Genomic DNA, 25,081 nt, shown 5'->3' with positions numbered 1-25,081 from the left:
ATGCGGCACACCCCCATCGGGATGATCCACGTCCTCCTCCTCGTCGCCTGGGCCCTGGACCTGGCCCTCTGGCGGCCTGTCCCGGCCCACAACGATGAGGCCTACGTCCTCTGGGCCATTCGCACCCATGACTTCCCCGGCCTCATCGCCACCGGGCTACGCCTGGACGGCCAGCCTCCCCTTTACCCCGTTCTCCTCTGGGGGATCCAGCAGCTCCCCTCCCTCCGCTCCGTTCCCATGCTTTACCTCACCGGTCTCCTCCTCGCCTTCCCCTTCTATCCGGTGATGTTCCGGCTGGCCTGTTCGCTCGGGGGGAAACGAGCCGGGATGTTGCTCCTGGCCCTCCTGGCTTTCAACCCCTTCCTGGCCGGCCTGATGATGTTCCTGCGCGCTTACCCCCTCACGCTGATGCTGAGCGCCCTGACCCTCTGGCTTGCCGCGAAAGCCGACCGCCGTCCAACCCTTGCCCGCGGGCTGGCGTGGGGGCTGGCAGGCCTCGCCCTGCTTTTCACGTTCTACTACGGGGTCTTCCTGATCGCCGCCGCTTTCATCTGGCTCCTGCGACGGCCCGGAGCGGGTCGACGCGGGCAGGCGGCCTGGCCCGGTGTGATCTTGCCCGGGCTGGCCGGCGCGCTATGGGCTTACTTCGCCCTGGCCCCTGCCCTCGCCATCGTGATCCGCCATCAAGGGAACCCCGGCATCCATCCCAGCCCGCTGGAGATGATGGAAAACCTCTGGCTCACCCTTTGGAGCGGATGGGCAGCGGACATCCGCTTCGCCATCGCGGCCGGCAGCGCAATGCTCCTCATCCTGGCTTGGGCGCTGATCTTCGCAATCCGCCGCGGGCTCCCCGCTTTGGGTTTCCCGCTCCTGACGGGAAGCCTCTCGCTGGCCGGCTTCCTTCTGGTCGGCTGGCGCTACAACTTCTTCGCCGCGCGCTACGCAGCGATGGCCCTGCCCCCGCTCCTTCTGGCCCTCGCCCTGATCCTGGCCCGCTCCCCTCGCCGGGTCCGGGCCCTCGCCGTCGGATGCGCCGGGCTGCTCGGGCTGATCGGCCTCTCCCGGACCATCCTCGCCTACACCGCTCTGCCCGAAAACAATCCCTGGTATGCGGAGGTCGTGACGGCGCTCCTCGAACGGGTCGCTCCGGGGGAGGTCGTGGTGGTCCAGGCCCCCTGGCACTACCAAGCCTTGCTGATGCACGCGCCCGACGGCCCCTGGCGTCTCTTCGATCTCAACGAGGAAGCCCGCTGGCGGGAGGCCCTCCGTGACCGTCCGGTCGTCTGGCTCCTCGGCGTCCCGGCCTATCGTGGGAACTGGGAGGTCCTCGAGCGGGCCTTGGCCGGCTGGATCCGAACAGTGGAGAAAGAATGGCCCGCGCCGGCGGACGCCGCCCTCGTGCGCTACGTCCCTCCGCCGGAGGCCCCTTCGTGGCAGCCTCTCTCCGTCTCCTTCGAGGGCGGGCTGGTCCTCGAGGCGGCGGCCCTGGATCTCCAGGGCCCGCCGGGGATCCTGCGGGTAGGCCTGCAGCTACACGCCACCGCCCCTATCTCGCAGCCCTACACCCTGTTTGTCCACCTGCTGGATCCCGCCGGCCGGTGGATCACCGGCAGCGACGCAGAGCCGCCCATCCCTACCCCGGCGATGCAGCCGGGAGCTTCCGTCACCTTCTGGCGTGCCCTCCAGGTCCCCACCTGGCTGCCGGCAGGGGTTTATCCGGTGACCGCCGGAGCCTATCCGACGGGGTCTAACGGATGGCCCCGCCTGCGCACCCAGACCGGCGAGGACGTGGTCCGGCTGGGAACTGTGTCCCTCGTCCCCCGCCCGACCTGGCTCGACAGCCAGGACGGACAGCGGTGCGGGGATCTGATCCTGAAGCGCTTTGCGGGGATGCGCCGGACGTCCTATCGGCAAGAGGGACCGGATATCTTCCCGGAGCCAGGCCGGCCGGATCGCCTCTGGGTTCAGGCGGCCTGGCAGGTGGAAGCCGCGGGGACGGGGCTGCCGGAGGTGATCGTGGAGACCGACAGAGGCGTTCAGCAACTGGCGTGGCAGACGCCCTCAGCCGTTGACATCCGGTATGCTGCGGGTGAGACCGTTGCCGGAGTCTGGGAGGGAGAGATCCCGCCGGATCTTCGCACGCGCCGGCTGATCGTGCGGTGCCCCGGCGGCGAGGCCCAGATCCCCGCCTTCACCCTGTCCCGCCAGCGCTGGCGCTGGAACTACAGCTGGATCCTCTGGAATCGAATGCCATAATTACAAAGGCTCATCCTATGGAGGGAACGGTTTTATGAGCATGCGCTGGGGAGTGCTGGCAACCATACCGCTGACATTCTGGGTTACGCTGGCCTTGATGCCTCCCGAGCTCGCTCAGATCGATGAGAAGCATGTGCTCTGGCAGGCTTCCTCTTATGGAGCGATCGAGATCGCCCGCAATCTGATGCGGGACAGCCATCCCCCACTTTATTACTGGCTGGTCCATTTATGGTGGGAGATCGGCGGCTTTGATCGCCCCTATGCCTATCGGGTGCTTTCTATTCTGCTGGGTCTGACGGCCCTTCCCTTAGCTTTCCAACTTGGCAAACAAACAGCGGGACCTCGCATCGGAATGTGGACAGTTATCCTGATCGCCTTAAACCCGTTTTATATTTTCCAGCTTTTCTTAATCCGGATGTATGGAGGCGTCATCGCCCTGGGCGCTGCATCAACATGGGTGTGGCTGCTTCTGCTACGACGTCCATCTACTCGACGATGGCTGGCCTGGATGATCCTTCAGGGGATTCTGCTTTTCACCCACTATTACAGCGTTCTATTGCTTCTCTGTCAGATCGTGATCCTTGGACTCTATCGTCCTCGGGGTTGGCAGATTGGGCTGATGATCTCTACGCTGTTGTGGGGCGCCTTCGGGCTCTGGCTCCTTCAGGCTTATGCGGGGAGCATGGAAAACACGGTGCGCAACCTTTCGGCGATTCCGGTGCGACCTCGGCCCTGGGAGGTCCTTGAGCACTTCTGGGCCAGCTGGCTAACTGGACCTCTGAGCGATGGACACTTCGCCCGAGCAGCGGGGCTGGCCACCGCGCTGGGAGCCCTTGCCGTGTGGATATGTAAAGGGCTTCGGAAACGGACCCCTCTCCCCGTCCAATGGCAACTGATCGGGATGGTTTCGTGGTTGCCCCTGGCAATGGGAGCCGGAATCGCATTGCGATGGCCCTTCTTCGGTGCAAGATACTTCGCGATGGTCCTTATCCCTTTCCTCGTATGGGTCATCACCCCTATTGCGCTTCGAGCGCGGTGGTTTGTCATAACCTTCCTCGTGCCGGGCCTGATCAGTTTGCCTGCAATGCCCCTTATCCAGAGCTTCCCGGATGCCGGGGATACGAAAGAGATTGCAGCCATGCAAATCCTTGGGGACGAGGACCCCATTCTGATCCAGGCCTGGTGGCATTCTCTTTGGCCAGAGTATCCAAGATTCCGCTCTTACGACTGGAATGATCCCCGTCAGCGTGCCATCGTCCTTTCACAACACCCATCCTTCTGGTTCATCGGGGTAACCCTCTACCGAGGTAATTGGGAGGGGTGGGTCACCGATCTCCAGCGGACTCACACTGTTGACTTTTACACGGAGATCGATCACTTCGTCCCCGAGCGTCGAGCGACCGTCATTCACTTCACCCGAAAAGCCCAGCCTGTCCGTTGGGATCCATTCCCTGTCAGATGGGAAAACGGATTACAGCTCCAAGCGATCGGCCGGATCGATGAAAGCGCCAAACCCGGTCATCCGCTCCGCATCGCCCTTCGCATGAGCACAGATCGTCCCCTCACGAGCCGATGGACGCTCTTTCTGCACCTGGTGGATGAGCATGGCCAGCTTTGGTCAAATTGGGATGCAGAGCCGGAGCCGGGAGTTCAGCACTGGGCTCCCGGTCAAACCATTGAAGTGCATCGCAGCCTGTTGATCCCTCTTTACACACCTCCCGGCAGGTATCGTCTTCAGATTGGCTGGTATCCGACCGGAGCTCCCGGATTTCCCAGGCTTCCTCTGGAGGGAGGCGCCAGCAATTCTCTGATCATCGGAGAGATAGAGGTCCACCCGCGCGTTGATCCCGCGCGTGTCGGGAGCCTCTCTGCCGGCCCCGTGGAAGTAGAACCCCCTGTAGCCCGCATGGTCCAAGGTATCGATGGGTGGCGGCTGGAAGTTCAGATGCGCTGGCGCATTCGGAGCTATGCCCGCATCTCAGGATGGCAAGTGATGCTACGCACTCCTGATGGATCCACACCTCTGCAACGCGCATATCGGATTCCAGATGCCACAGTGGTAACGCCGGGCTGGCTTACAGAGATCTGGATCAGTCCCCCGCTTTCGGGCACCCGACCTGCTTTGAGCGTTTTAGAGATTCTCTACGAAGGCCATCGCATTATAGAGCGCCCTGTATGGATTTTCCCGGCTGACACGGGCTGGGTTTATGGATGGGTGTTCCTGAATCGCTTTCCACGCTGAGTTGTTAGAACGTCGAGATCCCGTTAAAATTTAGGGAAAGACCAGAAGGGGTCTGACATGCATTCGCACGAAGAGGGGCGGATGATGAGGAGAGACCCCTCGCGGTCGGGGGCCTGAGGCCCCCCCGACTGCCGGGTGGGTTTCGCCCGCCGACCGCCGGCCTCGGCCGGCGGTTTTTGTTTCAGGGTTCTGGAACGAGAGACGCCAAGACCCTTCACGCGATCCGGAGGTGCTCCGATGACGGAGAAGGTGCTGGTGTGCGTGGCCTGGCCCTACGCCAACGGCCCCCTGCATCTCGGACATATCGCCGGTGCCTACCTGCCGGCGGATATCTTCGCCCGCTACCACCGCCTGAAAGGAAACCAGGTCCTCATGGTCTCCGGTTCGGATTCCCATGGGACCCCCATCACCGTCCAGGCGGATCGGGAGGGGGTCTCCCCCCGGGAGCTGTTCGAGCGCTACCATCGGATCTTCCTGGAGACCTGGCAGAAATACGGCATCTCCTTCGATCTTTTCACCCACACCGACACCGAGAACCATCACCGGGTCTCCCAGGACATGTTCCTGCGCCTGCTGGAGAACGGCTATTTGTTCCGACAGACCCAGCGCCAGTTCTACTCGGAGGTCTCCCGCCGCTTCCTCCCCGATCGCTACATCGAGGGCACGTGCCCGGTCTGCGGCTACGAGCGGGCCCGGGGGGACCAGTGCGAGCGATGCGGGACGTTGCTGGAGGCCACCCAGCTCATCCACCCCCGCAGCCGGATCGACGGCAGCACCCCGGTGCTGCGGGAGACGGAGCATTACTTCCTCAACCTGCCGGCCTTCACCGAGCCGCTCCTGAACTACCTCCGGGACAAAGGCTACTGGCGCCCCAACGTCCTCACCTTCACCCTGAACTACATCCGCCAGGGCCTCCAGCCCCGTCCCATCACCCGCGACCTGGACTGGGGCATCCCGGTCCCCCTGGAGGGGTTCGAGGGGAAGGTCCTCTACGTCTGGTTCGAGGCCGTCATCGGCTACCTCTCCGCCACCATCGAGTGGGCCGCCCTGCAGGGCCGCCCTGAGGCCTGGAAGGACTGGTGGTATGATCCGGCGGCGAAGATCGTCTATTTCATCGGAAAGGACAACATCCCCTTCCACACCATCATCTGGCCAGCCCAGCTGATCGGCACCGGCCGCCTCTATGAGGAGGACCCGTCCCGGCGCTTCACCCTCCCCTATGACGTCCCGGCCAACGAGTTCCTCAACCTGGAAGGGGACAAGTTCTCCACCAGCCGCAACTGGGCCGTGTGGGCCCTGGACGCCGCATCCCGCTACGCCGTGGATGCCCTGCGGTATTACCTGACGGCGATCATGCCGGAAACCCAGGATTCGGAGTTCCGGTGGATTGATTTCATCCGCCACAACAATGAAGAGCTCCTCTCCATTTGGGGCAACCTGGTCCACCGGGTGCTCACCTTCGCCGCGCGCCATTTCGACGGCGAGGTGCCCATGCCCGGCCGGATGGAGCCGCGCGACGCGGAGGTCCTGGCCCGGGTGGACGTCTCCTTCGAGACCGTGGGGCGCCTGATCGAGGGCTGTCGCTTCCGACAGGCCCTGGAGACGGTGATGGGACTGGCCGCCGAGGTGAACCGCTACCTGAACGAGCGGGAGCCCTGGAAGGAGATCCGCGAGGATCGAACCCGGGCGGCCACCACCATCTATGTGGCCATGCGGGCCATCGACAGCTTGAAGATCATGTTTGCGCCTTTCCTTCCCTTCTCCAGCCAGCGCGTCCATGAGATGCTCGGCTACGAGGGAGACCTGGTGGGGCGGCTGGCGGTGCGCTCGGTGGCCGAGCGGACCCGGGAGCACCTCGTCCTCACATACGAGGCCGACCCGCGGATCCGCTGGGAGCCCAGCCGGCTGACACCCGGCCAGCGCCTGAGGGAGATCCGCCCGCTGTTCGAGAAGATCGATGAGGGACGCGCCGAGGAGGAACGGGCTCGCCTGGGCCAGCCGGCGGCATAGGCTCCCTCGCTCGCCGGTTCCAGTCGGGCGCGCCCCCATTCAACCTTAAGGGCAGGAGCGAATCGATGCGACGGGAGATCCTCTCATGGGGAGATGTCGAAGCGCTGATCGACCACCTGCTGCCCCAGCTGCGGGGGCCCTTCGACGCCCTGCTCATGATCACCCGGGGCGGCATCGTCCCCGGAGGGATGATCGCCGAGGCCCTGGACATCAAATACATCCTGACCGCGGCGGTCCGCTTCCCGGAGGCCCAGGACCTGAGTCGGGTCAAGTTGTTCACCTGGCCGACCTTCCTGCAGTTCCCGGAGGATGAGCTGCTGCGAGGCCGGCGGGTGCTCATCGTGGACGATGTGTGGGCCAGCGGCCGCACCATCAACACCGTCCGCAGCCGCGTGGAGGCCGCCGGAGGATATCCGGAGACCGCTGTGCTGCATTACAAGCCCCGGGAGTCCCTCTTCCGCCACGGGCCAACGTATTACGCGGCCGTGACCGATGCCTACATCATTTATCCCTGGGAGCTGCGCCGCGGCACCGAGGGGGTCCGTCCGATGGAGCCTCTCGGTTAGCCCCCTTCGGATCCGGCCGCGCGCCCCCACCCGCGCTGGCGAGCCACCTCGTAGAGCAGGAGCGCCGCGGCCACCGCCACGTTCAGGGACTCCATCCCCCGGGCCATGGGGATGCGCACGGTGCGATGGGGAAGGCTCCGGACCTGCGGGCCGGGGCCGGCGGCCTCGCCGCCCAGGACCAGGGTCACGGGCTCCCGCCAGTCCACCTCCCAGTAGGTGCGCTCCCCCTCCGGGGTGGCCAGCCAGAGGGCCGTGCCCTCGACCTGCTGGGGGAGCTCTGGCCACGAGATCCGACGCACCGGCAGGACGAAGTGGGCTCCCGCTCCCGCCCGCACCGCCTTCGGATGCCACGGGTCTGCTGTCCCCGGGGGGATGAGCACTCCCTCCGCCCCGGCGGCCGCGGCGCTTCGCAATACCGCGCCGACGTTGCCCGGCTCCTGAACCCGATCCAGCAACAGGAGGAAGGTCGGAGCGGCCGGCCACGGCAGCTCCGGGATGGGGGCCACTGCGATCAGGCCCTGGGGGGTCTCGGCGTCCGTGCACATCCGGAGGATGGCCGGGGTGACCTCATAACAGGGGACCCCTGCTGCCTGCAGACGGGCAAGGGTCTCCTGAGCCCGGGGGGTGGGCTCAGCGTAGAAGGCGAACGCCAGACGATAGTCCGGGCGCCGAAGGGCGAAGCGAAGGGCCTCGTCGATCAGACGCGGGCTTTCCAGGACCATCTGGCGGTAAGCCTGGCGGGCCTTCCGCTGTTCCAGAAGCGCCCGCACCCGCTTCACCTTCTCGTTGGCGGGGCTGGTGATCCGAAGCATCCTCGCCGCCCTCGGGCATCTCCTCCGGAAAAACCGATGCCGGCACCCTCTCGGCGCCGGCATCGAAGGAGGCGAGGCCGAAACCCGTTCAGGCGAGGCCCAGGGCCTGACGGGCCGTCTCCACCAGGCGGGCAAAGGCCGCCGCGTCCCGCACCGCCAGATCCGCCAGGACCTTGCGATTGAGCGAGATCCCAGCCGCCCGCAGGCCGGCGATGAACCGGCTGTAAGAGAGCCCGTTCTGGCGGGCGGCAGCGTTGATGCGCATGATCCAGAGCCGACGGAAATCCCGCTTGCGCTCCCGCCGATGCTTGTAGGCGTAAGCCAGGGACTTGATCATCGCCTCATGGGCCCGCCGGTAATGCCGGCTGCGGGATCCCCGCTGGCCCTCCACCATCTTGAGCACTTTCTTGTGGCGACGACGGTTGGTGACGCTGCTCTTAACCCGGGTCATTCGAACTCCCCCCTGATCCGATCAAAAGATGTCCGCATCGCCCTTCAATCTTTCCGATCCAGATAGGGTGCCAGCCGCTTCACCGTCTTGTAGACGAAGGGCTCGGTCACCGTGAGCATCTCATCGTAGAGCCGCTTGGTGCGCTTGGCGCGCTTGCGGCGCAAGTGGCTGCGGCCGATCTTGGCCCGCACCAGCTTGCCGCTCCCGGTATAACGCAGCCGCTTAGCGGTCGCCTTATGGGTTCGAATCTTGGGCACCTTCCATCACCTCCGGGCTGGATTCGGTCTTCCGCTCCGCCGGCTGGCTCCCCTTCCGACGCAGGGGGGCCAGCACCATCACCATGCTCTGGCCCTCCATGTTCGGGGGGATCTCCACCACCCCCACGTCGGCCACCTGCTCGGCGAAACGCTGCAACATATCCGTGGCCAACTGCAGGTGCGTCATCTCCCGCCCGCGCATCCGAACCTGGACCTTCACCTTGTTGCCGTCGGTGAGGAAGCGACGGGCGTCCCGCACCTTGAACCCCACGTGATGGGGATCGGTGGTCGGCCGCAGGCGGATCTCCTTGACCACAATCTGCTTGAGGGCCTTGCGCGCCTCCCGTTCCTTCTTGGCCTGCTCATACATGAACTTGCCGTAGTCCATGATCCGGCAGACCGGGGGATCCGCCTGGGGGGCCACCTCCACCAGGTCCAGGCCGTGCTGGCGGGCCAGGGCCAGGGCCTCCACCAGGGGAACCACGCCGATCTGCTTTCCATCCGGGCCGATCAACCGGACCTGACGGGCCCGGATGGCCTCATTCACGCGATACTTTCGGGCGGAAATATGCGCCTCCTTCCCCGGAACAGGATGCCGGGAAGATGATAACATGGGGCCGCCCGGACGTCAACCGGGGCCGAACCCGGGCCTCATCCTTCGAAGCCTTCCGGTTCCGACAGCACCCGACGGGCCGCCTCCGCCCACGCCGGCGGCACCTGCACCTCCACCGGGCTGAGGACGGGAGCGATCACCGCGTGGAGGGCTTCATACCGCAGCCGCGCCGGGATCCCTTCTCCCTGAAGCCGGGTCTGGATCATTTGGGCTTCGATCAGGCTCCCGGCCTCATAGACGACGACCCACTCGGCCTCCGTCAACCGGCCCTCCTCAGGCCGAAGGGCCTTCCGTGGGGGATCCCCCGGCGGGGGCGGAAGGGGCGCCCCGGGCCTGGGCGAGCATCTGCTCCATCTGCGCCCGGCTCTCCTCCAGCCACTTCCGCATCTCCTCCGCTCGCCGGCGGGCCTCCGCAGCGGCCTCCTCAGCCCGGCGCCGGGCCTCCAGGAGGGCCGCTTCAATCTGGGAGCGGGTCTGGCTCGCCATCTCCTCCGCCTGGCTCTTCAGCTCGATCCCCCGCTCCTGCAGCAGCCGCCGGGTCTCCTCACCCGAGCGGGGGGCGAACAGCAAGGCCACCACCGCTCCGACCAGGGCCCCCGTCAGAAATCCAGCAAGGAACGCGCCGAACTCCCCACCGCTCTCCCGCGCTGCCATGATAGACCTCCTCGTTCATCAGGATGGGCACCCCTGCGTCAGGAGGCCCGGCCTCGCAACAGACGGACGAAGGTCCTCAGCGCATAGGCAACCCCGGCCGCCATGCTGGCGGCCTCGATGGCCGGCCGGGCCAGACGCCGGCTCAGGAAGGCGCTGGTGCCGTGCACCGTGTTCACAGTCTCCTGTGCGCGGCCCAGGATCGGCCGGACCTCCTCCTGCAGCCAGTCGACCAGACGGATCAGGCGGTAGATCAGGAACGTCGTCACCGCAGCGAGCAACGTCAATTGCATCGCCAAGGCGATGATCAAGATGTCCCGGAGGACGGCGGCGGCCGCCGGATGGGTGTAAAGGAAAACGAGAACGGCTCCCATCGCGCTGGCGACCGCCAGGCCGATCAGGATCCAGAACCAGCGGGGCATCACACGCATGGGTTCCCCACGCCCCAGGATGATCTCGGGAAGGAGCCTGCCGCCCCTCCACCCGGACTCCCACCCGGCTTCATTATACCTGATCCACGCAGGAATCCGCTTGAATGAACAGGCCTCCGACCCACCCGAACCCGGCAAGGTCGGTGGGGAGGCCCCCGGCTCCATCGGGCATGCAGCGGGGGCGCCGGATTTGACAAAATGCGGGCCCCTGCGTATAGTTAGGTTTAGCCTCATGAAGACCCGATCTCTCCATCCCAACCGTTCACGAGAACCGCGGCCCTGGCCCCGGAAGGTCAGGGTGGGTTCTCTTGTTGTCTTTTACAGAACATGGGCGGAAGCGGACGGCGGGAGAAGGTGAGCGCGGTGCGCCTCTTTCCCGAATCCTGCCCGACATGAATCCGGACTTCCCGTCCACGGGAGCAGACGCCGGGGTCCAGAGCGGACCATCCCCATTCGAGTCGATCTTCGCTTGCGGAGCGCGCCAACGACGGGGTGCTTTTGCCTGCGCCCGGGCAAGGGCTGGATGGTCCGGGCTGCTCGGGTGGCTCCAGAGGCAGAAAGCTTCCTGGGGATCCCTGATCGATCGGAATCGTCCGTGATGCCGTGATGAAGGAGGCACCTGTGGAGGCCAAGGAGTTTCGTGCGCTACGGATCTCGCTGGCCTCGCCGGAACAGATCCTGTCGTGGTCTTACGGCGAGGTGACCAAGCCGGAGACCATCAACTACCGCCGGCTGCGCCCCGAGAAAGACGGGCTGTTCTGCGAGGTCATCTTCGGCCCGACCCGGGATTATCAGTGCTATTGCGGGAAATACAAGGGCCCCCGTTACAAAGGCATCGTCTGTGAAAAGTGCGGGGTCGAAGTCACCCGCGCCTCCGTGCGCCGGGAGCGCATGGGCCATATCACCCTGGCCGCCCCGGTCGCCCATATCTGGTATACCCGTCGAGTTCCCTCCTACCTGGGGTTGCTGCTGGATATCTCCCGCCGCAACCTGGATCGGGTTCTCTACTTCGCCCAGTATGTGATCACCTCGGTGGATGAGGAAGCGCGGCAGCGCGCCCTCAAGCGGCTGGAAGAGGAGTTCGAGCGGGAGCGTCGCGCCATCGAGGCCAAATACCAGAAGGAGATCGAGACCCTTCTGGCCAAGGTCCAGAAGCTGGAAGAGAAGGAGCGCCAGAAGCTGGCGGACCGGGAGGCCCGCATCGAGGAGAAGTGGGACGCGGAGGTTGAGGCGTTGATGCGGGAGGCGCAGCGCACCCAGGCCCGCCTGGAGGAGCGGCTGGGGAAGACCATCCGCGTCCCCATCGTCTTCGAGCCCACCGGCGAGGTGATCGCCGACGCCGGGGAGACGGTGGGCCGGGAGCATCTCTCCGCCCTGAAGCGCATCCTGGAGGAACAGCTGAACCGGATCAAGGAGAGGGAAGCGGCGGAGCGCTCCCGTGCCCTGGCCCGGACGGAGGAAACCCTGAAGGCGCTGCGGGAGGCGGCGGAGGAGAAGATCGCCGCCCTCAAGGATCAGGCCGCCCGGGAGATCGAGGCGCTGCGCCAGCGCATCCAGGCGGACCGGGACGAGCTGGTGAGCCTGGCCCCCCTGCAGTTCCTGGGCGAGAACAAGTATCGCGAGCTGAAGAGCAAATGGGGTCAGGTCTTCAAGGCGGAGATGGGGGCGGAGGCCTTCCTGGAGATCCTCCAGCGCCTGGACCTCGAACAGATGGCCAAGGAGCTGTGGCAGGAGATCCGCCAGGCCAAGTCCAAGCAGCGCCGCAAGAAGGCTATCAAGCGCCTCCAGATCGTCCGCGCCTTCCTCCGCAGCGGCAACCGACCCGAATGGATGATCCTGCGGGTCCTGCCGGTGCTCCCGCCGGACCTTCGGCCCATGGTCCAGCTGGACGGCGGGCGCTTCGCGACCTCGGACCTGAACGATCTCTACCGGCGGGTGATCAATCGAAACAACCGGCTGAAGCGCCTGCTGGAGCTGGGGGCGCCGGACGTGATCATCCGCAACGAGAAGCGCATGCTCCAGGAGGCCGTGGACGCCCTCATCGATAACTCCCAGCGGGGTAAGGCCATGTCCCGTCGCGGGCGCCGGGAGCTCAAGTCCCTCAGCGACATGCTGCGGGGGAAGAAGGGGCGCTTCCGCCGCAACCTGTTGGGCAAGCGGGTGGACTACTCCGGGCGCTCGGTGATCGTGGTGGGGCCGCAGTTGAAGCTCCACCAGTGCGGCCTTCCCAAGACCATGGCCCTTGAGCTCTATAAGCCCTTCGTCATCGCCCGGCTGATCCAGTATAACTACGCCACCAACATCAAGGGGGCCAAGCGGCTGATCGAGCGCCAGCGGCCCGAGGTCTGGGAGGTGCTGGAGGAGGTCATCAAGGAGCGGCCCGTGCTGCTCAACCGCGCCCCTACCCTCCACCGCCTGGGCATCCAGGCCTTCGAGCCCGTGCTGGTGGAGGGCAAGGCCATCCAGATCCACCCCCTGGTCTGCGCCGCCTTCAACGCCGACTTCGATGGGGACCAGATGGCCGTCCACGTCCCCCTCTCCGAGAAGGCCGTCTGGGAGGCCCGAAACCTGATGCTCTCCAGCAAGAACCTCCTGCTGCCGGCCAACGGTGAGCCGGTGGTCGGGCCCACCAAGGACATGGTGCTGGGTTGCTACTACCTGACGATGAGCCCGCCCAACGGGGCCGCCGGCCCGACCCGCGTCTTCGCCAGCCTGGAGGAGGTGGAGCTGGTCTACCAGCTGGGGAAGATCTCCCTGCACACCCCCATTCGGGTCTACACCCGGACGGTGTATGACGAGAACGGGCAGCGCTATCCGGATGGCCAGCCCCGCCCGCGGCTGATCGAGACCACCGTCGGCCGGGTCCTCTTCAACCTGGCCCTGCCCGAGGCGCTGCGCTTCGTGAACGAGACGATGGACAAGGGCCGGCTGAAGGATCTGGTGGCCCAGTGCTTCCAGTGGCTGGGGCCGGAGGCCACGGTGGAGATGGTGGATCGGCTGAAGGACATCGGCTTCCAGTATGCCACCCGCTCGGGCGTCACCATCGCCGTGGCCGACCTGGAGATCCCGCCCACCAAGCGGGAGGTGCTGGCCCGCTACGAGGCCCTGGTGGCCGAGGTGGAGCGCCAGTATCGGCGCGGCCTCCTCACGGATGAGGAGCGCTACAACCGCGTCGTCGACCTCTGGCAGCGGGCCACCAATGAGATCGCCGAGGCCGTCAAGCAGGTCATGAGCCCGGACAACAACGTGACCATCATGGCCGTCTCCGGCGCCACCAAGGGTGGCTTCCAGCCGGTCGCCCAGCTGGCCGGCATGCGCGGCCTGATGGCGGACCCGGCGGGGCGGATCATCGAGCTGCCCATCCGTTCGAACTTCCGCGAGGGCCTCACCACCATCGAGTATTTCATCTCCACCCACGGCGCCCGCAAGGGCCTGGCGGACACCGCCCTGCGCACGGCCGACGCGGGCTACCTCACCCGGCGCCTGGTGGATGTGGCCCAGGACGTCATCGTCAACGCCTACGACTGCGGCACCCGCGCCGGCATCTGGATCCGGGCGAGCGACGACGTAGGCGGGCAGACCCTCAAGGAGCGGATCTTCGGCCGCGTCCTGGCCGCCCCCGTCTTTGATCCGAAGACCGGAGCCCTCATCGCCGACACCGGCACCCTCCTCGACGAGGTGCTCTCCGAGCGCATCGAGAAGGCGGGGGTGCAGGAGGTCTACGTCCGCTCGCCGATGACCTGCCAGCTCCGCTACGGGATCTGCGCCCTCTGCTACGGGCGCGACCTGGGCACGGGCCGGTTGGTGGAGGTGGGCACCGCCGTGGGGATCATCGCCGCCCAGTCCATCGGCGAGCCGGGGACGCAGCTCACCCTGCGGACCTTCCACACCGGCGGCGTGGCCGGCGTGGCCGACATCACCCAGGGCCTGCCGCGGGTCGAGGAGCTGTTCGAGGCCCGCAAGCACCCCAAGGGCGAGGGCCTGATGGCCGACATCGACGGCGTGGTCCATATCTACCGCACCGAGGAGGGGCTGCGGCGGATCCGCCTGGTGAAGAGCGAGCTCCGCGAGGACGTCTACGAGATCCCCGGCAACTGGTCCATCAAGGTGGAGGATGGCCAGACCATCAGCGAGGGCCAGGTGCTGGCCAGCCGGGGCGACCAGCAGATCGTCGCCCAGCACGGCGGCCGGGTGGTCTACCGGAAGGGCGAGCCCCTCAAGGTGGTCTATGAGGTCCGGGAGGAACGGGAATACGATGTGCCGGCCACGGCGCGCCTCCTGGTGGAGGAGGGCCAGAAGGTGAAGGCCGGCGACGCCCTCACCGAGGGGCCCAAGAATCCGCATCGCATCCTCAACCTGCTCGGGCGGGAGGCCGTGCAGCTCTACCTGCTCAGCGAGATCCAGAAGGTCTACCGCTCCCAGGGCGTGAACATCAACGACAAACACTTCGAGATCATCATCCGCAAGATGCTGAGCAAGGTCCAGATCATCAACCCGGGCGACACGGACTTCCTGCCCGGCGACCTGGTGGACCGCCTGATCCTCCAGGACATCAACGCGCGCCTGGTCGCGGAGGGCAAGCGCCCGGCCACCGCCCGTCAGGTCCTGCTGGGCATCACCAAGGCCGCCCTGGCCACGGACTCCTTCCTCTCGGCGGCCTCCTTCCAGCACACCATCCGGGTGCTGGCCGGGACGGCCCTGGAGGGCAAGATCGACGAGCTGCGCGGCCTGAAGGAGAATGTGATCATCGGGCGCCTGATCCCCGCCGGGACCGGCTTCAAGTATTACGCCGAGAAGCGCGGGATGGAGGACATGTCCCGCGGCGGCACCGGCCCCACCCTGGCCGAGGCGGTCACCACCGCCATCGACCTGTGATGAGCGTGGAAATCCATACCACGGGGGGCAGGCGTTCCGGCCTGCCCCCCGTGTTGTTCCGCCGGAGGGGATGATCCCTGCGTCATGCATTCTGCGAGAGGCCGACAGGGATGCGCTCCGTTTTCGTGGCCCTCGATCTGGAAACCACCGGCCTGGATCCGGAGACCGACGCCATCATCGAGATCGGCGTGGTGAAGTTCCGGGGGGAGACGGTCCTGGACGAATGGGGAACGCTGGTCCGCCCTGAGCGCCCCATCCCGCCCGCCGTTGTGGAGCTCACCGGCATCCGTCCGGAGGAGGCCGAGCAGGCGCCGCCGTTGCGGGCCCTGCTCCCTCGCCTCCGGGCGCTGGTGGGGGACGCCGTCCTGGTGGGGCATTCCATCGATCAGGACCTGGCCTTTCTGCGCCGCTACGGTCTCTTCCGGGAGAACGAAGCCCTGGACACCTATGAGCTGGCGGCCATCCTGGTCCCTTACGCCGGTGGCCACAGCCTCTCCACCCTGGCCCGCGACCTGGGGATCCCGGTGGAGGTGGTGCACCGGGCCCTGGAGGACGCCCGGCTGACCCACCGGCTGTTCCAGGCGTTGTTCGAGCGGGCTTGCCAGCTCCCCGAGCCCATCCTGGAGGAGATCGTCCGGCACGCGGCCCGCTTCCCATGGCCCCCGCGCCGCTTCTTCGAGGAAGCCCTGCGGGCCGTGCAGCGGGGCCGGTTCGCGGACCAGAGCATCGGGGCCCAGCTGCGGGCGAAGGGCCGGGCCACCGCCGAGGCCTATCTGGCCCCGCCCCCCGTGCGGGCCCGCCCCCTCCGCCCCCGCCGCGAGCCTCAGCCGCTGGATGAGGAGGCGTTGGCCCGGCTGCTGGAGCCGGGAGGCGCCCTCTCCCGTATCTTCCCGGACTATGAACACCGTCCCCAGCAGGTCGAGATGCTCCGGGCCGTGGCCGCCTCCTTCAATGAGGGAACCCACCGGATGATCGAGGCGGGGACCGGGGTGGGCAAGAGCCTGGCCTATCTGATCCCCGCCGCCGTCTGGGCCCTGCACAACGGCGAGCGAGTGGTGATCTCCACTTACACGATCCCCCTCCAGGAGCAACTGCTTCAGAAGGACATCCCCGTCCTCCAGCGCCTGATCTCGGAGTCCGGGATGGCGGATGGATCGGCCCTGCGGGTGGCGCTCCTCAAGGGGCGGGCCCATTATCTCTGCCCGGCGCGGCTGATGCAGCTGCGGCACGCCGGGCCCTCCAGCATCGACGAGCTGCGCATGCTGGTCAAGATCCTGGTGTGGCTGCCCACCACCCGCACCGGCGATGGGGACGAGCTGTATCTGCCCACACCCGCGGAGCGCGCACTGTGGGCCCGTCTCTCCGCCGACAACGAGGCCTGCACGGCCGAGGTCTGCGCCGCCTGGGGCGAGGGAGGCTGCTTCCTCCACCGCGCCCGCAAGGCCGCCGAGGCCGCCCACCTGATCATCGTCAACCATGCCCTCCTCTTCGCCGATGTGACGACCCAGAACATGGTGCTCCCGGAGCACCGCCACCTGATCATCGATGAGGCCCACCACCTGGAGGAAGCGGCCACCCGGCAGCTTACGGTGGAGATCGATCGCTTCGGGCTGCTGCGTCTGCTCCAGGAAGCCGGCGGGGCTCGGGATCACCGGACCGGGGGGCTGGCCGGCGCGCTGACCACCTTGAGCCGGGGCCTGCCCCCTGCCCTCCGCGGCCCCCTGACCGGCCTGACGCGCCGGTTGAGCGAGGCCGTAGAGGCTGCCCGCACCGGCGTGGACGTCCTGATGGACGCCCTCGTTGCCTTCCTGGAGGCCGCTGCGCCGGGGCGGGGGGAACACGCCCGCAAGGTCCTCCTCCAGGGGGCCGAGCGCCAGCGCCCGGCCTGGGCTGCGGTGGAGCAGGCATGGGATCTGCTCTCAGCCCGGTGGCGGACCGTCCAGGAGACGCTGGCCGCCATCCGCACGGCGCTGACGGAGCTGCTGGAGCACGGCTTCGCCGAGGTGGAGGAGCCGCTGGGCCTGGCCCAGGTTTTAAGCCATGACTTCGAAAGGGCCCGTCAGGTCCTGGAGGCGGCCATCCGCAATCCCTCCCCGGACACCGTTTACTGGCTGGAAGGCCATGGGGAAGAGGGGAGCTGGCCTCATGTCCGTCTGCACGCGGCCCCCCTGGAAGTGGGCCCGCTGGTGCGGCGGCACCTGCTGGGGTCCCGGCGCTGCGTGATCATGACCTCGGCCACCCTGCAGACGGTGGATCGGGAACGCCAGGCTCCTTCCTTTGCGTTTCTGAAAGAGCGGTTGGGGGCCTGGGAGATGGAGGAGCTGGCCCTGGATTCCCCCTTTGATTACCGGCGGAACGCCCTGGTGTATCTGGTGACGGACATCCCGGAGCCGGGGCAGGCAGGCTACCAGCGGGCGGTGGAGCAGGCGGTGCTGGAGGCGGCCCGGGCCATCGGCGGACGCACCATGGTGCTCTTCACGGCTTACGCGCCCCTGCGGCGGGCCGCCCGGGCCCTCGCCGATCCCCTCGCCCGGCTCGGCATCTCCGTCTACGAGCAGGGGGACGGAAGCTCCCGGCGCCAGCTGGTGGAACGCTTCCGTTCGGCGGAGCGGGCGGTGCTGCTGGGGACCCGCAGCCTGTGGGAGGGGGTGGATATCCCCGGGGAAGCCCTCTCATGTCTGATCATCGCCAAGCTGCCCTTCGAGGTTCCCGACGAGCCGATCTTCGCCGCCCGGAGCGCCCGCTACCGCGATCCGTTCCTGGATTACGCGGTGCCGGAGGCGGTGCTGCGGTTCCGCCAGGGCTTCGGGCGCCTGATCCGCCGCCGTTCCGACCGGGGGGTGGTGGTGATCCTGGATCGGCGGGTGCTGACCCGCACGTATGGAGCCTGGTTCCTGACCGCCCTTCCCCCGTGCACCCTCCATCGAGGTCCTCTGTCCGACATCGGTTCGGTGCTGAAGGACTGGTTGATGGGCGCTGCGGCGAAGTGAGAAGTTCGGATGCCTCCGAACCGATCCCGTTTGCCGGGCGAAAGGCTCCCCACGTAAAATTCAAACCACATCGGATCGGGGAGGGCGGTTGCCGTTCGGCATCCGGCCCTTGAAAGCGATCAGACGTCTCATCCGCTGAGATGTCCCACGAATGATGGATGGAACATCTCAGCGTAGCGAGACCTGAACCCGGGGTAGCGGACGGGCAAGGAGGTGGGATGTGGAGCGGAGCCTTCGCGGGCTGGCGCGGACGTGGGGCGGGCGCCTGGATGAGCTCACCCGGGCGCTTCGGCAATCCGTTCAGAGCGGCGCTCTCTGGGTCCCCATCCTGGCGGTCCTGACTGCGATGGGGATCGGCGGGGTAGTGGTCTTCATCGCCACCGGCAAGCCTCAGCTGGCCCTCCTGGCTTATCAGGGGCTGTGGGAAGGGGCCTTCGGCTCCCCCAAGGCGTTGAGCGAAACCCTGGTGCAGATGACCCCCTACGTGTTCGCCGGGCTGGGCATCGCCCTGGCCTTCCACGGAGGATTGTTCAACATCGGGGCGGAAGGCCAGCTGGCCCTGGGGGCCATCGTCGCGGCGTGGATCGGCTACGCCCTTCCCCCTCTGGTGGGCGGGACCATCCCGGCTCTCCTGCATCTGCCGCTGGCCATCCTGGGTGGGGCGCTGGCCGGCGCCCTGTGGGCCGCCATCCCGGGCTGGCTGAAGGCCCGCACCGGCGGGCACGAGGTCATCAACACGATCATGATGAACTACATCGCCCTGCTGATGGCCAGCTATCTCCTGAACGGCCCCATGCGGGATCCCAGCCCGACCAATGTGGTGGCCCGCACCCCTCGCATCGCGGAGACCGCCCGTCTCCCCCGGCTGTTCGCCGATCCGGATCTCCGGTTGCACGCCGGGTTCCTGATCGCCCTGGGGATGGCCCTGCTGGTGGCCTGGCTGCTCTGGCGGACCACCCTGGGCTTCGAGATCCGGACGGTCGGCCTGAACCCTCACGCGGCCCGCTATGCGGGCATCCCCATCGTCCGGATCACCGTGCTCACGATGGCCATGAGCGGCTTCCTGGCCGGGATGGCGGGCGCGGTGCAGGTGACGGGGCTGAATTACCGGCACGAGCTGAGCTTCAACCTGGGCTACGGCTTCGACGCCATCGCCATCGCCCTGCTGGGGAAGGTTCACCCCCTGGGGGTGGTGCTGGCCGCCTTCCTCTTCGGAGCCCTGCGCAACGGGGCCAGCCGCATGCAGTTCCTCACCCAGGTCCCGGTGGATCTGATCTCGGTGATCCAGGCCCTGATCCTGATGTTCGTGGCCGCCGAGGCGATCGTGCGCACGCTGTATCGGCCGCTGTTCCGGGGCGCGGCGGAGGAGGAGCGGATGGTGCTCACCCGAGGATGGGGAGAGCTGTGAAGAGGATGACCTCAAGATATCCCACGAACGATGCGTGGGGCACCTGAGGGGATCCGATCGGGGAGCGAAGAGGGGATGGACGCGCGACGGTTCGGCTTCATCATCGGGGTGATCGCCCTGATCTTCGGGGCGGCAGTGGCCCTGGGATACGGACGGTATCCCGCGGCGGTGATCCTCGTCAGCATGCTGGCCACCACCATCCGGGTCTCTACCCCTTTGGTGCTGGGAGCCCTCTCCGGGATCTTCTGCGAGCGCAGCGGGGTGGTCAACATCGCCATCGAGGGGATGATGCTCACCGCGGCCTTCACCGGCTTCACAGCTTCCCTTTACATCTACGATGCCGGCGCGCCCGGCATGGTGGCGCTGCTCCTGGGCGTGCTGGTGGCCATCCTGAGCGGGGCGCTCCTGGGCCTGCTCCATGCCGTCCTCTCGATCACGTATAAGACCGATCAGATCATCAGCGGGACGGTGATCAACATCCTGGCGGTGGGGATCACCGGTTACCTGAACCGCCAGCTGTTCTTCGGCGGTCAGATGCCCCATTCCCCCGGCGTGCTCCCCCGTATCTCCCTCCCGGTGCTCTCGGAGCTCCCCCTGGTGGGGAGCATCTTCAGCCAGCAACCCATCACCTGGCTGGCCCCCCTCCTGGTCCTGGCGGTCCACATCCTGCTTTTCCATACTGTCTGGGGGCTGCGCACCCGGGCGGTGGGGGAGCATCCCCGGGGGGCGGACACCCTGGGCATCGATGTGATCCGCATGCGCTATATCAATGTGATTCTGGGTGGGGCGATGGCCGGGCTGGCGGGGGCCTACTTCACCCTGGAGTCGGTGCCGGCCTTCGAGCCGTTGATGACCAACGGCCGGGGCTTCATCTCCCTGGCGGCGATGATCTTCGGGAACTGGACCCCCTTCGGGGCGTGGGCGGCCACGCTGCTGTTCGGGGCGGCCCAGGCCCTGCAGGCCAACGCCCAGCAGTTCGAGTTCCCCGCTCCCTCCCAGTTCGTGGGGATGGTGCCCTACGTGATGACCATGCTGGTGCTCACCGGCATCGTCGGCCGCACCATCCCGCCGGCGGCGGACGGACAGCCCTATGAGCGCGAGGCGCTGCCGCCTCGCCGTCGGACTCAGCGCCCGGCGGCCCTGCCCTTCTCCGCCGATGGGGAGATCCTTCAGGCGGTAGGGATCGTCAAGCGGTTCCCCGGGGTGGTGGCCAACGACCACGTGAACTTCTCCCTGCGCCGGGGCGAGATCCACGCCATCCTGGGGGAGAACGGGGCCGGCAAGACCACCCTGATGAACATCCTCTACGGCCTGTATCATCCGGACGAAGGCGAGATCTACGTGAAGGGGCAGCCGGTGGAGCTGCGCCGGCCGAACGACGCCATCCGCCTGGGGATCGGGATGGTCCACCAGCACTTCATGCTGGTGCCGGTGTTCACCGTGGCCGAGAACATCATCCTGGGCCAGGAGATCCGCCGCGGCCCCTTCCTGGACCTGCGCCGGGCGGTTCAGGAGGTGCGGGAGCTCTCCCGCCGCTACGGCCTGGAGGTGGACCCGGAGGCCCTGGTGAAGGACCTGCCGGTGGGCGTCCAGCAACGGGTGGAGATCCTCAAGGCCCTTTACCGCAACGCCGACATCCTGATCCTGGACGAGCCCACGGCGGTGCTGACGCCCCAGGAGACCGAGGAGCTGTTCCGGGTCATGCGCCACCTGCAGCGGCAGGGGGTCTCCATCATCTTCATCACCCACAAACTGAAAGAAGTGCTGGCGGTGGCGGACCGCATCACTGTGCTCCGGAACGGGCGGGTGGTGGGCGTGCTGACGCCGGAGGAGGCGGACGAGGCCCATCTGGCCGCGATGATGGTCGGGCGCGAGGTGATGCTGACGGTGGAGAAAGCCCCCGCGCGGCCCGGGGAGGAGGTCCTGCGGGTGGAGGATCTGCGGGTGCGGGACGACCGGGGGGCGCTGGCGGTGGATGGGGTGAGCTTTTCCGTGCGCGCCGGCGAGATCCTGGGGATCGCGGGGGTGCAGGGGAACGGACAGACCGAGCTGATCGAGGCTCTGGTGGGGTTGCGCCCCGTCGCCGGCGGTCGGGTGTTCCTGCTTGGGGAGGAGGTGACCGGCCGTCCGCCCCGGGCCCTGATCGACCGCGGGATGGCACACATCCCGGAGGATCGGCAGAAGCACGGCCTGGTGCTGCCTTACTCCGTCGCGGACAACCTGGTTCTGAACGCTTATGACCGCCCGCCCTTCGCCCGGGGCCTCCAGCGGCAACCCCAGGCGATCCTGGAGCACGCTCGCCGTCTCATCGCCCTCTATGACATTCGAACCCCGAGCCCCTACACGCCTGCCCGCAACCTCTCCGGCGGCAACCAGCAGAAGGTGATCGCTGCCCGGGAGCTGTCCCGGCCCATCCGGCTGCTGGTGGCCAACCAGCCCACCCGGGGGCTCGACGTGGGGGCCACCGAATACATCCATCGCAAGATCGTGGAGATGCGGGATCAGGGGGTGGCCGTGCTCCTGGTCTCCACGGAGCTGGACGAGATCTTCTCCCTATCCGATCGGATCGCGGTGATGTATCGGGGGCGCATCGTGGCCGTCCTGGAGGCGGCGGAGGCCACGCTGCAGCAGGTGGGCCTGCTGATGGCCGGGGTGCTCCCGGCCCCCGCGCGGACGGACGGGGAACGCCCCGCCGCCCGAACCCTCGCCGGATGAGCGAGGGCGCGCATCGATGTTCGATCCCGGCAGGAGGCGGAGATGAAGCGGATCTGCGTGATCGGAGCCGGCTACGTGGGATTGACCACCGCGGCTTGCCTGGCGGACCTGGGCAATCGGGTGGCGTGCGTGGATATCAATGAAGAAAAGATCGCCATGCTGCAGGAAGGCCGGCTCCCCATCTTCGAGCCGGGGCTTGAGGAGATCGTCCGCCGCAATATGAAGGCGGGCCGCCTTTCCTTCACGACCTCATATGAGGAAGGCATTAACGGCCTGCCTGCGGAGTTCGTCTTCATCGCCGTGGGGACTCCTGAAGGAGTGGACGGGGAGGCGGATCTCCGGTATGTGCGCATGGCCGCGGAGCGCATCGGGGAGGTGATGGACCATCCCCTCATCATCGTCAACAAGAGCACGGTGCCGGTGGGGACCGGAGATTGGGTGGCGGACATCGTGCGCAGCCGCCAGCGCCGGCCCATTCCCTTCTGGGTGGTCTCCAACCCCGAGTTCCTGCGGGAGGGATCGGCGGTTTACGACTTCATGAACCCCGATCGCATCGTCCTGGGCTCGCTGGATCGGGAGGCGGCGGAGAAGGTGGCCCAGCTGTATCTGCCCCTGCGCAGCACCATCATGATCACCGATCTGCGCACGGCGGAGATGATCAAATACGCCTCCAACGCCTTCCTGGCCACCAAGATCTCCTTCATCAATGAGATCGCCAACATCTGCGAGGCCCTGGGGGCCGATGTGAAGGAGGTGGCGGCCGGCATGGGCTACGACAAGCGCATCGGCCGCGCCTTCCTGGACGCGGGGGTAGGGTGGGGTGGGTCGTGTTTCCACGGTGATACCATCGTTTATGCCATGACTACACAAGGACTCCACGTTACTTCTATACGAGATCTGTTCTACTCCTGGGGAGGGCCCCATGCGATCGTGGTGTATCCCGAGCAGCTCTGGACACTGACTTTCGATCCAGAACAAGCTCAAATTGTTCCAACGCGCGTTCAAGCGCTCACCCGCCGGCCTTACCAAGGGCAGATGGTGGAGATCTATGCCCGCATGGGCCGGCGGATTGTACTTACTGCCGATCATCCGGTGATCCGATATCGTGAAGCCGAAGGGATCTTTGAAGTTGTTCCCGCGGCGCAAGTGCAACCTGGGGATCGCATTCCCTTGCCCTTGGTTTATGATTGGACTCTTCCGATCGACGAATCAGAGGAGATGGATCTCCTAACAGCCCTTATCGATGCGCCCATCGCCCCTCAGGTCAAGGTCCGCGCCCTGGGCGGAAAGTTTTCCGAACAATACGATTTTATAAAGAAAATAATATCCAGCAAGGATTATCGTCTTTTATACGAAATTTATCGGAAAAATTATATGCCATTGCGATTGTTTGCTCGAATTAACCAGTATATAAGCACCCCAGCAACTCAGATTGATTGTTTTACAAATCGCGGGCGATCCTCCACAACCTGTCCTGGGGCATTCCGGCTGGATGAAAATTTTGCCCGGCTTATCGGATATTATCTCGCAGAGGGATGGATTTCCCTGGAGCCTGGAAGGTATAACTCGACTCGAGAACGGATAGGGTTCAGTTTTGGAATTCACGAGAGCGATCTGATTCAAGATCTTCATAATCTGCTCGATTATTACCGAATTCGATACAAATCGTCAAGGCAGGAAGGTGCTTTGGTTACTTTGATCTCATCTCGTATTTTGGCATATTTGATCCGAGATGTTCTTCAGTGCGGAACAAATTCTTACACCAAATCAATACCTCCTCAGGCTTTTGGGTGGTCTCGTTTGTTGCGAATTGCCCTGCTTCGCGGACTATTTAGCGGAGATGGTAGCATCACGTTGTTAAATCAAAAACGACATGTTAACTTCGAGTTTGCAACAGTTAGCCCTAAACTTGCCTACGGTGTGCTTCTAATGCTTCAATCCTTGGGGATTGTGGCCTCAGTCGCAGAGAAGATGATGAACAAGTCCAAGGTAAAGGCATATGTGATTCGCGTGAACGGGTTCGATCAAATCGTCCGGATTCGGGACATGCTCAGCACCTCTCAATGGCAAGAGGCCGAGGCCATCCTGGCCGGATATCAGCGTCGAATCGCCCCATTAGGATACCGAAATCATGAAGGATTTGCGACAGTTGAGGTCGTTTCTGTGCAAAAATATGAGACTAATGATTCTGTTTTTAGCATGGAAACTGAACATGGAACGCTGATTGCTGGGCCCGGTATTTGGATCCATAACTGTTTCCCCAAGGACGTCAAGGCCCTCATTCACATGGCGGTTGTCCACGGGTGTCATCCGCAGCTGTTGCAGGCGGTGGTGGAGATCAACCGGGATCAGCGGCGGCGAGTGGTGTGGAAGCTGAAGGAGATCCTGGAGGATCTGCGGGGCATGGTGATCGGGCTGCTGGGGCTGGCCTTCAAGCCGAACACCGATGACATCCGGGAGGCCCCGGCCCTGGAGATCGCGGGGCTGCTCCTCCAGGAGGGGGCTGTCGTGCGGGCCTATGATCCGGTCGCCATGCCCAACGCCGCGCGGGTCCTGCCCCAGGTGATCATGTGCGCGGATCCTTATGAGCTGGCTGCGGGCGCCGACGCCCTGGTGGTGGTGACGGACTGGAACGAGTTCAAGCATCTGGATCTCCCACGCATCAAGCAGCTCATGCGGCGGCCGGTGATCATCGACGGCCGCAACATCTACGAGCCGGAGATGATGCGCGAGCTGGGCTTCATTTACCGGGGGATCGGTCGGGGTTATAACGCGACGCATGGTAAAGAGATCGGATAGAGCCT

Annotated in this window: 16 protein-coding genes and 1 pseudogene; 10 read left to right on the top strand and 7 right to left on the bottom strand. The window is 65.8% G+C overall.

Annotated elements, in window-relative coordinates:
• From KNN16_RS14380 to KNN16_RS14365, 4 genes are all read left to right on the top strand, one after another.
• A complete protein-coding gene (locus tag KNN16_RS14380) occupies window positions 1–2,256 on the top strand; it encodes a hypothetical protein (RefSeq protein ID WP_303897774.1) in 2,256 nt (751 codons plus the stop codon).
• Window positions 2,257–2,290: 34 nt separating this feature from the next.
• Complete coding sequence (locus KNN16_RS14375; protein WP_303897773.1) at window positions 2,291–4,498, top strand: glycosyltransferase family 39 protein; 2,208 nt, start codon at window positions 2,291–2,293, stop codon at window positions 4,496–4,498.
• A 237-nt stretch (window positions 4,499–4,735) separates the two neighbouring features.
• The gene (metG, locus tag KNN16_RS14370; protein WP_299283423.1) at window positions 4,736–6,508 is read left to right on the top strand and encodes a methionine--tRNA ligase; all 1,773 of its coding nucleotides are present in this window, start codon (window positions 4,736–4,738) and stop codon (window positions 6,506–6,508) included.
• A gap of 65 nt (window positions 6,509–6,573) precedes the next feature.
• A complete protein-coding gene (locus KNN16_RS14365; RefSeq protein ID WP_088569787.1) occupies window positions 6,574–7,074 on the top strand; it encodes a phosphoribosyltransferase in 501 nt (166 codons plus the stop codon).
• On the opposite strand, the gene KNN16_RS14360 is transcribed toward KNN16_RS14365, so the two are convergent.
• The 7 genes from KNN16_RS14360 to KNN16_RS14330 all read right to left on the bottom strand — a co-directional run bounded on the left by KNN16_RS14360 (window position 7,071) and on the right by KNN16_RS14330 (window position 10,289).
• Window positions 7,071–7,886 carry an RNA methyltransferase gene (locus tag KNN16_RS14360; protein WP_273090779.1) on the bottom strand — a complete coding sequence of 272 codons (816 nt, stop codon included), beginning with the start codon at window positions 7,884–7,886 and terminating at the stop codon, window positions 7,071–7,073. The genes KNN16_RS14365 and KNN16_RS14360 overlap by 4 nt on opposite strands.
• Before the next feature lie 88 nt (window positions 7,887–7,974).
• Window positions 7,975–8,337 (bottom strand): 50S ribosomal protein L20, encoded by a 363-nt coding sequence (gene rplT, locus KNN16_RS14355; protein ID WP_299283415.1) that lies wholly within the window; start codon window positions 8,335–8,337, stop codon window positions 7,975–7,977.
• 44 nt (window positions 8,338–8,381) lie between these two features.
• Complete coding sequence (locus KNN16_RS14350; protein WP_299283413.1) at window positions 8,382–8,594, bottom strand: 50S ribosomal protein L35; 213 nt, start codon at window positions 8,592–8,594, stop codon at window positions 8,382–8,384.
• A complete protein-coding gene (gene infC, locus KNN16_RS14345) occupies window positions 8,572–9,207 on the bottom strand; it encodes a translation initiation factor IF-3 (RefSeq protein WP_314185206.1) in 636 nt (211 codons plus the stop codon). Before infC ends, KNN16_RS14350 begins: the two co-directional genes overlap by 23 nt.
• A 38-nt stretch (window positions 9,208–9,245) precedes the next feature.
• Window positions 9,246–9,470, bottom strand: a complete 225-nt coding sequence (locus tag KNN16_RS14340; protein WP_303897770.1) for a DUF2007 domain-containing protein — start codon at window positions 9,468–9,470, stop codon at window positions 9,246–9,248.
• 10 nt (window positions 9,471–9,480) lie between these two features.
• Entirely contained in the window at window positions 9,481–9,861 is a 381-nt protein-coding gene (locus tag KNN16_RS14335; RefSeq protein ID WP_299283409.1) for a YtxH domain-containing protein, read from the bottom strand.
• Between the two features lie 38 nt (window positions 9,862–9,899).
• Window positions 9,900–10,289 (bottom strand): hypothetical protein, encoded by a 390-nt coding sequence (locus KNN16_RS14330; RefSeq protein WP_303897768.1) that lies wholly within the window; start codon window positions 10,287–10,289, stop codon window positions 9,900–9,902.
• 606 nt (window positions 10,290–10,895) lie between these two features.
• On the opposite strand from KNN16_RS14330, the gene rpoC reads away from it, so the two are divergent.
• From rpoC to KNN16_RS14305, 6 genes and pseudogenes are all read left to right on the top strand, one after another.
• Complete coding sequence (gene rpoC / locus KNN16_RS14325; protein WP_303897767.1) at window positions 10,896–15,164, top strand: DNA-directed RNA polymerase subunit beta'; 4,269 nt, start codon at window positions 10,896–10,898, stop codon at window positions 15,162–15,164.
• A gap of 110 nt (window positions 15,165–15,274) precedes the next feature.
• On the top strand, window positions 15,275–18,154 hold the full coding sequence (locus tag KNN16_RS14320; RefSeq protein ID WP_369685863.1) for a helicase C-terminal domain-containing protein: 2,880 nt from the start codon (window positions 15,275–15,277) through the stop codon (window positions 18,152–18,154).
• Window positions 18,155–18,374: 220 nt separating this feature from the next.
• Window positions 18,375–19,562, top strand: a complete 1,188-nt coding sequence (locus tag KNN16_RS14315) for an ABC transporter permease (RefSeq protein ID WP_273090796.1) — start codon at window positions 18,375–18,377, stop codon at window positions 19,560–19,562.
• Window positions 19,563–19,592: 30 nt separating this feature from the next.
• Window positions 19,593–20,591, top strand: a pseudogene (locus KNN16_RS15220) (ABC transporter permease); the annotation flags it as partial.
• Window positions 20,592–20,702: 111 nt separating this feature from the next.
• Window positions 20,703–22,277 carry an ABC transporter ATP-binding protein gene (locus KNN16_RS15215; RefSeq protein WP_366972122.1) on the top strand — a complete coding sequence of 525 codons (1,575 nt, stop codon included), beginning with the start codon at window positions 20,703–20,705 and terminating at the stop codon, window positions 22,275–22,277.
• A gap of 42 nt (window positions 22,278–22,319) precedes the next feature.
• Window positions 22,320–25,076, top strand: coding sequence for a nucleotide sugar dehydrogenase (locus KNN16_RS14305; protein ID WP_303897766.1), 2,757 nt, complete (start codon window positions 22,320–22,322; stop codon window positions 25,074–25,076).
• Window positions 25,077–25,081: the final 5 nt, after the last annotated feature.

The organism is Thermoflexus hugenholtzii (assembly GCF_018771565.1).
In the GTDB taxonomy this organism is placed as follows: domain Bacteria; phylum Chloroflexota; class Anaerolineae; order Thermoflexales; family Thermoflexaceae; genus Thermoflexus; species Thermoflexus hugenholtzii_A.
This window is presented reverse-complemented; position numbering and strand designations above follow the sequence as displayed.